We start from the raw sequence: 8,064 nt of genomic DNA on the forward strand, positions 1-8,064 counted from the left end.
CGAGCTCTCCTGCAACGCCCCGGGCGCCCGCACGGACCTGGCCGGCGCCCCGGAGGACCGCAACACCGAGCTGCTGCTGAAGAAGGGCTGAAACCGGGCCAACCACCGCGGCCGGCGGCAACCCCGCGGGGGGCTGCCGCGGTCCTCCTGCCCGGACCACAGACGAGGAACAGCAGGGGGAGACATGGGAACGCATGCGCGTACGGCGACGACTGCGGCGGTGGCGGTGATCCTGTCGGCGGCCCTGGCGCTCCCCGCCGCGGCGGCGCCTCCCGCCGGGTCCGGCGGTCACGACGCGACCCGCAGGGCGGTGGAGGCGGCCGTCGAGGACGGCGTACCCGGGGTGACGGCGACGGTTCGGGACGGGCGGGGCACCTGGTCGGTGACGGCGGGTGTGGGCGACATGCGGACGGGGGAGCCGCGTTCGGCACGGGACCGCTACCGCGTGGGCAGCGTCACCAAGACGTTCGTCGCCACCGTGCTGCTGCAACTGGAGGCGGAGGGCCGACTGTCCCTCGACGACACGGTGGACCGGTGGCTGCCAGGACTGGTCGACGGCCATGGCCACGACGGGCGCCGGATCACCCTCCGGCAACTGCTCAACCACACCAGTGGCGTCTACAACTTCCTCGCCGATCCCGCCTTCCGGCGGACGTACCTGAGCGAGGAGGGTTTCCTCCGGCACCGCTACGACACCGCGAAGCCCGAGGCCCTGGTCGCCGTCGCCATGACCCATGAACCGGACTTCGCGCCGGGCACGTCCTGGAAGTACTCCAACACCAACTACACGCTGGCCGCCATGGTGATCGAGAAGGCCACCGGCCGCTGGTACGGCGAGGAGATCCGCCGCCGCATCATCGTCCCCCTGCGCCTGCGGGCCACCTCGGTCCCCGGGACCCGCGTCACGGTGCCGCCTCCCGGCAGCCGTGCCTACGCCAGGCTGGGGACGAGCGCGACCGCACCGATCCACGACGTCACGGAGCTGAACCCCTCGCTGGCCTACGGATCGGGGGAGATCGTCTCCGACTCCGCCGACCTGAACCGCTTCTACACGGCGCTGTTGCGCGGGAGACTGCTCCCGCCGGAGCAGCTGAAGGACATGAAGACCACGGTGAAGGTCGAAGCCGTGCCGAACGCCGGTTACGGCCTCGGTCTCATCGACCGGGAGCTCTCCTGCGGCGTCCACGTCTGGGGCCACAGCGGCGACATCCTCGGATCCCTCACCGAGGCCGTGACGACGGCCGACGGCCGCCACTCGCTCGCCTTCAACTTCAACGGCACCTGGGCGGGTGACACCGACACCGTCATCGAGGCCGAGTACTGCGGCACCTAGCGCCGCGCCGGTCCGCATGCGGAGGGGCCGCCGCGGCGCGGCACTACCGGGGCAGCACCACGACGTACGCCGCCGGATCGCGGTCGGCCGAGGCCATCAGGGCCGTGCGGACCACCGCCGCCTGCTGCTCCATCGCGTCGCGCAGCCCCCGCGGGCTGATGTGGACGACCGTGATGCCGAGACGCTCCAGGTGCTCGCGCTTGCGGGCGTACTCCGACCACTGGGCGTCGTCGGCGGGCCGCCCGCCCGGGCGCGGCGCCCGGGTGTCCAGTTCCAGCGCCACCGCGTGCTCCGGCCAGTACGCGTCCAGGCCACCGAGGTGGGGGCCGCCCGGCAGCCGCAGGTCGACGTTCCACACCGGGTCCGGCAGGCCGTGGTCGCGCACCATCCGGTACAGCCGGGACTCCGCCATCGCCCGGCCCTCGGCCAGCAGCGAGTCCACCGCGCCCACCACGTGCGGCCGGTTCAGCAGCCGCGCCTGGGTCAGCTCCCGCACCACCGCGGCCGGTTCGCAGTGGCCGCCCCGCACCGCCTCCGTCAGCAGCAGGCGCACCGTGTCCGCGTCCCTGAGCCCCGCCACCGCGTCGGCCAGCGCGCGCGGGACCGGCGCCACCGGGACGGGGGCGCTCCCGGCTCGAACGGAGTCGAGAGCCCGGGGGACGGTGATCCGCACCGGCGTGGGCAGGTCGGGGGTGCGCACGATGCGGGCGCAGCCCGTCGAGCGCAGCCGGCGCAGGCGCGGGACCAGGACGTCGAAGGTGTCCAGCGACGACAGCGGGGGAGCGGAGGAGAAGCCGTGCAGGGCCAGCGCGGCCAGCCCGGTGATCATCGCCTCCCCGTAGGGCGGCACGGGTGGCGCGTCCGCGCCGGGCTGGACGGGGACGCTCACGGTCCGCTCCCGCGCCGTGTACATCAGCACCGCGTGCAGCCGCTCCTCGCTGGTCGGCGGGCCGGGGTGGAGCAGGACGACTCCGGGCAGGAGCTGCTGCCAGGGGCCGCCGGGGCGGCACTGCTCGGTGGTCTCCGCGGCCGACACGCCGTGCGCGCGGAGCTGTGCGGTGGTCAGCACGCGGCGGCCGCCGTCGGCGAGGTGGTGCAGGGGGCGGGGGGAGAGCGGGGTGTTGTGGTTCATGCCCGGCAACTTCCCGCCTCGGGCGCCTCTCCGAACCCCTGTTACACATCCGTCGACAAACAAGGACAAGGCCGCACTAAAGGACGCATGTTCGGATACCGAAAACCCCTGGTCCGTTCGGGTGGGGACCAGGGGTTACGGCCGTCATGCCCGCGTTCGGTAACGGATGCGGGCGGCTCGTCACGGGGGAGGGCCCGGGGGCCGTCCCGTCACGGAGGAGGGCACGGAGACCGTCCCGTCACGGGGAAGGCCCGGGGACGGGACGGGGACGGGCCGGGGCCGGATCAGCCCGCCGCCGCGTCGCACGCCTGCCCGCGCAGCGCCCGCGCCAGGTCGTCCCGGGACTCCAGGACCAGCCGGCGCAGCGCCGGGGCCGCGTCCTCGTGGGCCGCGAGCCACGCGTCCGTCGCGTCCAGCGTCGCCTGCGAGTCCTGCAGCGCGGGGAACAGGCCCCGCACCACGTCCATGCCGATCTGGATCGACCGCTCGGTCCACACCCGCTCGATCACCGCGAAGTACTTCTCCGCGTACGGCGCGAGCAGCTCCCGCTGCGAGGCCCGGGCGAAGCCCGAGATGGTCGCCTCCACCAGCGCGTTGGACAGCGCGTCCGACTCCACGACCTGCGCCCAGCACTGCGCCTTGACCTCCGCCGACGGGCGGGCGGCCAGACAGCGGACCTGGTGCCGCTTGCCGGAGGCGGTGTCGTCCCGGGCCAGCTCCTCGGCCAGGGCCTTCTCGTCCGCGACCCCGTGCGCGGCCAGCGGCTCCAGGAACGCCCAGCGCAGCTCCTGGTCGACGTCGAGGCCCTCGACCGCCGCCGTGCCGGACAGCAGGTCCTGGAGCAGCTGGAGGTCGCCCGGCGCGGAGGCCACCCGGGCGAAGAAGCGCGCCCACGCCAGCTGCTGCTCGCCGCCCGGCTCGGCCCCCTCCAGCTCACGCCGGGCGCCCTCGGCGAGCAGGGCCCCGCCGGTCTCCCGCCAGGCGGGCGCGGCGTAGTGCACCAGCGCCGACTCGGCCCAGGCGTGCAGCATCTGGAGCACGCCGATGTCGGACTCGCGCCCGGCGAAGCGCAGCACCAGGTCCACGAAGTGCCGTGCGGGCAGCAGCGCGTCCCGGGTCATGTTCCACAGCGCCGACCAGCACAGGGCGCGCGCGAGGGGGTCGGTCAGCGCGCCCAGGTGCTCGCGCAGCGTGGCCAGCGAGGTCTCGTCGAAGCGGATCTTGCAGTACGTCAGGTCGTCGTCGTTGACCAGCACCAGCTCCGGCGCCTCGGCCCCGGCCAGCTCCGCCACGACCGTACGGGCGCCGTCGACGTCCGCCTCGGCGCGCGCGTACCGCTCCAGCGCGCCGTCGCCGCTGCGCCGGTACAGGCCCACCGCCACCCGGTGCGGGCGCAGTTCGGGATGCGACTCGGCGGCCTCCTGCACGATCGCCAGCTCGTCGACCCGGCCCTCGGCACCGAGCAGCACCTGCGGGGTGAGGGAGTTGACGCCGGCCGTCTGCAGCCACGCCCGCGACCAGGCGGTCATGTCCCGGCCGCTGGTCTCCTCGAGGACCGACAGCAGGTCACCGAGGCGGGTGTTGCCGTACGCGTGGCGCTTGAAGTAGCGCCGGGCACCCTCCAGGAACGCGTCCTGGCCGACGTACGCCACCAGCTGCTTGAGCACCGAGGCGCCCTTGGCGTAGGTGATGCCGTCGAAGTTCAGCTTGGCGTCCTGCAGGTCGCGGATGTCCGCGGTGATCGGGTGCGTGGAGGGCAGCTGGTCCGCGCGGTAGGCCCAGGCCTTGCGGCGGTTGGCGAAGGTGATCCAGCCGTCGGTGAAGCGGGTCGCGCCGACCAGCGAGAACGTGCCCATGAAGTCCGCGAAGGACTCCTTCAGCCACAGGTCGTCCCACCACTCCATGGTGACCAGGTCGCCGAACCACATGTGCGCCATCTCGTGCAGGATCACGTTGGCGCGGCTCTCGTAGGAGGCGCGGGTGACCTTGCCGCGGAAGATGAACTCCTCGCGGAAGGTGACCAGTCCCGGGTTCTCCATCGCGCCGAGGTTGTACTCGGGCACGAACGCCTGGTCGTACTTGCCGAACGGGTACGGGTAGTCGACGTGGTCGTGGAAGAAGTCCAGGCCCTGCTTGGTCACCAGGAACACGTCGTCGGCGTCGAAGTGCGGCGCGAGACCCTTGCGGCACATCGCGCCGAGCGGGATCTCCAGGGTCGAACCGTCCGGGAACGTCCGGGTGTAGGTGTCGGTGACGTAGTGGTACGGGCCCGCCACCACGCACGTGATGTACGTCGAGATCGGCTTGGTCTCCGCGAACCGCCAGACGCCGTCGGCGAGTTCACCGGTGCCGTTGCTCCACACCGTCCAGCCCTCGGGCGCCCGCACCTCGAAGCGGAACGGGGCCTTGAGGTCGGGCTGCTCGAAATTGGCGAAGACCCGACGGGAGTCGGCCGGCTCGTACTGGGTGTACAGGTACACCTCGCCGTCCTCGGGGTCGACGAAGCGGTGCATGCCCTCGCCGGTGCGGGAGTAGGCGCACCGGGCGTCGACGACGAGTTCGTTGTCGGCGGCGAGGTCCTCCAGCAGGATCCGGGTGCCGTCGAAGACCTCACCGGGGTCGAGGTCCCGCCCGTTGAGGGAGACGGCCGTCACGCTCGGCGCGATCAGGTCCGCGAAGCTGCTCGCGCCCGGCTCGGCGCAGCGGAACCGGACGGTGGTGACGGAGCGGAAGGTGCGGGGTCCGCCACCGTCGGCCTCGCCGATCGCCGACCGCAGGTCGAGGGACACCTCGTACCCGTCGACGGACAGCAGGGCGGCCCGCTCCCGGGCCTCGTCGCGGGTCAGATTCTCACCGGGCACGGGCGGCACTCCTCAGGCATCGTCGACAGGGATGATCAGGACCGATCCTGCCATGCGCCCCTGACGCGGGGCAGCCGGGAATGGCCGGGAGGAGGCGCGGTGTTCCCACGGCGAAACCCTTCCTTCACGAGGAGTGACATGTCGGACAAGTCTCCCGCCACGCCCGTCGACTTCTGGTTCGACCCGCTGTGCCCCTGGGCCTGGATGACCTCCCGCTGGATGCTGGAGGTGGAGAAGGTGCGGGACGTCAAGGTCCGCTGGCACGTGATGAGCCTCGCCGTCCTCAACGAGGACAAGCTCGACGAGCTCCCCGAGGAGTACCGCGAGATGCTCGAGACCAAGGCCTGGGGCCCGGTCCGGGTGGTCATCGCGGCCCGGCAGGAGCACGGCGCCGAGGTGCTCGGCGACCTCTACACCGCGCTCGGCACCCGCATCCACAACCACGGCGAGGGCCCGGAGAAGGAGACCGTCGCCGCCGCGCTGAAGGACGTCGGCCTGCCCGAGTCCCTCATGGAGCACTGGGACTCCACCCCGTACGAGCCCGAGCTGCGCGCCTCCCACAAGGAGGGCATCGACAAGGTCGGCCAGGACGTCGGCACCCCGGTCATCGCGGTCCCCGGCGCCGACGGCGAGCAGATCGCCTTCTTCGGCCCGGTCGTCACCCCCGCCCCCAAGGGCGAGGAGGCCGCCCGCCTGTGGGACGGCACCCTCGCGGTGGCCTCCGTCCCCGGCTTCTACGAGATCAAGCGCACGCGGACGAAGGAGCCGGACTTCGGCAACCTGTGACGGGTCAGTCCAGGACGGGGACCTTGATGGGCTCGGCGAAGGGCTTCTTGTTGAAGCCCGTGCGCAGGTTGCGGCACTGCTTGCCGGTGTCCGGGTCCAGCACGTTCTCGCAGAGCCAGAACTCGCCCACGCCGGACCGGCCCAGCCGTTCCTTCAGCCAGTCCTCCTCCTTCCGGTTCAGCTGACGGTGCTGCTGGTCCGCGCGGCAGGTCCAGCAGTAGTCCTTCATCGTCCTCTGTGTCGCCATTGCGACACTCTGGCCGGTACCGGCGCATACCGGAAGCCCCCGCGAGTCACGTCCCCGCGGGGGCTTCCCTTTTTCCGCCTGCCGGGTGAACGGTGAGAAGACGATCACGGGGCAGGACGCCTCACGGGGTGCTCCGGGTGCTCCGGACGCCCCGGCACGCTCAGGGGGCGAGCAGCAGGACGTCCGTGCGGGACGCGGCGGCCGCGTGACGCCTCGCCACGTCCTGCCAGTTCACGACCTGCCACATCGCCTCGACGAAGTCCGCCTTCTGGTTCCTGTACTGCAGGTAGAAGGCGTGCTCCCAGGCGTCGAAGACCAGGATCGGCGTCGCGCCCTGGCCGACGTTGCCCTGGTGGTCGTAGACCTGCTCGACGATCAGGCGCCCGCTCAGCGGCTCGTACGCCAGCACGCCCCAGCCGGACCCCTGGGTGGTCGCCGCCGCCTTGGACAGCTGCGCCTTGAAACCGGCGAAGGAGCCGAAGGACTCGGTGATGGCGTCGGCCAGCTCGCCCACGCCGTCCTGGGCCAGCGGCTCCCCGCCGCCCTCCTTCGGACCCGTCATGTTCTGCCAGTAGATCGAGTGCAGGATGTGCCCGGAGAGGTGGAACGCCAGGTTCTTCTCCAGCCCGTTGACCGAGCCCCACGCCTCCTTGTCCCGTGCCTCGGCGAGCTGCTCCAGCGTGTCGTTGGCGCCCTTCACATAGGCCGCGTGGTGCTTGTCGTGGTGCAGCTCGATGATCTCGGGGCTGATCACGGGGGCGAGCGCGGAGTAGTCGTACGGCAGGTCGGGCAGCGTGTAGACGGGCATGGCGGGGTCCCCTCCGAACCTCTTATTGCAACTAACTTGCAACTGCACGCTAGCAGCAGGAGAGGGCGGACGCGGGCCGGAGCGCGCGAAACGGCCCCCGCGTGTTCACGCGAGGGCCGTCACCGTGGGGGAGGAGGGGTCAGCTCCGGGCGCGCGCCCGCTGCCAGGCGTATCCCACCGCCGCCAGGACCAGCGTCATCGCGCCCGTCGAGTACAGCTGCACGCGCGTGTCCGGCTCCCGGGCCATGAGGACGAAGACCGCCGCCATGCCGGCCAGCGCCACCCACGTCAGCCACGGGAACGCCCACATCCGCACGGTCAGCCTCTCGGGGGCCTCCCGCTCCAGCCGGCGGCGCAGCCGCAGCTGCGAGACGGCGATGAAGATCCAGACGACCAGGATCACCGCGCCGATCATGTTCAGCAGCCAGGAGAACACGTCGTTCGGCCGCCAGTAGCTCAGCAGCACGCACAGGAAGCCGAAGGCGGAGGAGGCCAGCACGGCGACCCGCGGCACCCCGCCCGACACCCGGCCCAGGACCTTCGGGCCCTGCCCGCGCTCCACCAGCGAGTAGCCGATGCGCGAGGCGCCGTAGATGTTGGCGTTCATCGCGGACAGCAGCGCGACCAGCACCACGACGTTCATCAGCTGACCGGCGCCCGGGATGCCGAGGCGGTCCAGGGCGGCGACGTACGGGCCGTCCTCGACCACCGCCGGGGAGTCCCACGGGACCAGGGTGACGATGACCGCCATCGAGCCGATGTAGAACAGCGCGATCCGCCACATCGCCGTACGGACCGCGCTCGCCACGCCCTTGACCGGGTTCTCCGACTCGGCCGCCGCGATGGTCACCGTCTCCAGGCCGCCGTACGCGAAGACGGACGCGAGCAGGCCGATCA

The 8,064-nt window shown here is 72.0% G+C and carries 7 protein-coding genes; 2 read left to right on the forward strand and 5 right to left on the reverse strand.

Going from position 1 to position 8,064, the window contains the following annotated elements:
• The first annotated feature begins 184 nt into the window (after window positions 1-184).
• On the forward strand, window positions 185-1,333 hold the full coding sequence (locus RIM90_RS28960) for a serine hydrolase domain-containing protein (RefSeq protein ID WP_309063714.1): 1,149 nt from the start codon (window positions 185-187) through the stop codon (window positions 1,331-1,333).
• A 43-nt stretch (window positions 1,334-1,376) separates the two neighbouring features.
• Here the strand turns inward: RIM90_RS28960 and RIM90_RS28965 are convergent, their stop codons facing one another.
• Window positions 1,377-2,465, reverse strand: a complete 1,089-nt coding sequence (locus tag RIM90_RS28965) for a hypothetical protein (protein ID WP_309063715.1) — start codon at window positions 2,463-2,465, stop codon at window positions 1,377-1,379.
• Between the two features lie 284 nt (window positions 2,466-2,749).
• Window positions 2,750-5,326 (reverse strand): aminopeptidase N, encoded by a 2,577-nt coding sequence (gene pepN, locus RIM90_RS28970; protein WP_309063716.1) that lies wholly within the window; start codon window positions 5,324-5,326, stop codon window positions 2,750-2,752.
• 138 nt (window positions 5,327-5,464) lie between these two features.
• Between pepN and RIM90_RS28975 the strand changes: the two genes are divergently transcribed.
• Window positions 5,465-6,112, forward strand: a complete 648-nt coding sequence (locus RIM90_RS28975) for a DsbA family protein (protein ID WP_309063717.1) — start codon at window positions 5,465-5,467, stop codon at window positions 6,110-6,112.
• Window positions 6,113-6,116: 4 nt separating this feature from the next.
• Here RIM90_RS28975 and RIM90_RS28980 read toward each other — a convergent pair whose 3' ends face one another.
• The 3 genes from RIM90_RS28980 to RIM90_RS28990 all read right to left on the reverse strand — a co-directional run.
• Window positions 6,117-6,359 (reverse strand): hypothetical protein, encoded by a 243-nt coding sequence (locus RIM90_RS28980; protein ID WP_309063718.1) that lies wholly within the window; start codon window positions 6,357-6,359, stop codon window positions 6,117-6,119.
• A gap of 160 nt (window positions 6,360-6,519) precedes the next feature.
• Entirely contained in the window at window positions 6,520-7,167 is a 648-nt protein-coding gene (locus tag RIM90_RS28985) for a superoxide dismutase (protein WP_309063719.1), read from the reverse strand.
• A 139-nt stretch (window positions 7,168-7,306) separates the two neighbouring features.
• The coding region (locus RIM90_RS28990) for an amino acid permease (protein WP_309063720.1) at window positions 7,307-8,064 on the reverse strand (758 nt) is incomplete at its 5' end.

The sequence above is a fragment of the Streptomyces sp. genome (genome assembly GCF_031181555.1).
GTDB classification, from domain to species: domain Bacteria; phylum Actinomycetota; class Actinomycetes; order Streptomycetales; family Streptomycetaceae; genus Streptomyces; species Streptomyces fimbriatus.

Excerpts from the sequence above, each read along its gene's own strand:
- RIM90_RS28980 (WP_309063718.1), bottom strand. The coding sequence starts at position 6,359 with ATGGCGACACAGAGGACGATGAAGGACTACTGCTGGACCTGCCGCGCG.
- RIM90_RS28965 (WP_309063715.1), bottom strand. The coding sequence starts at position 2,465 with ATGAACCACAACACCCCGCTCTCCCCCCGCCCCCTGCACCACCTCGCC.
- RIM90_RS28975 (WP_309063717.1), top strand. The coding sequence starts at position 5,465 with ATGTCGGACAAGTCTCCCGCCACGCCCGTCGACTTCTGGTTCGACCCG.
- RIM90_RS28960 (WP_309063714.1), top strand. The coding sequence starts at position 185 with ATGGGAACGCATGCGCGTACGGCGACGACTGCGGCGGTGGCGGTGATC.
- RIM90_RS28985 (WP_309063719.1), bottom strand. The coding sequence starts at position 7,167 with ATGCCCGTCTACACGCTGCCCGACCTGCCGTACGACTACTCCGCGCTC.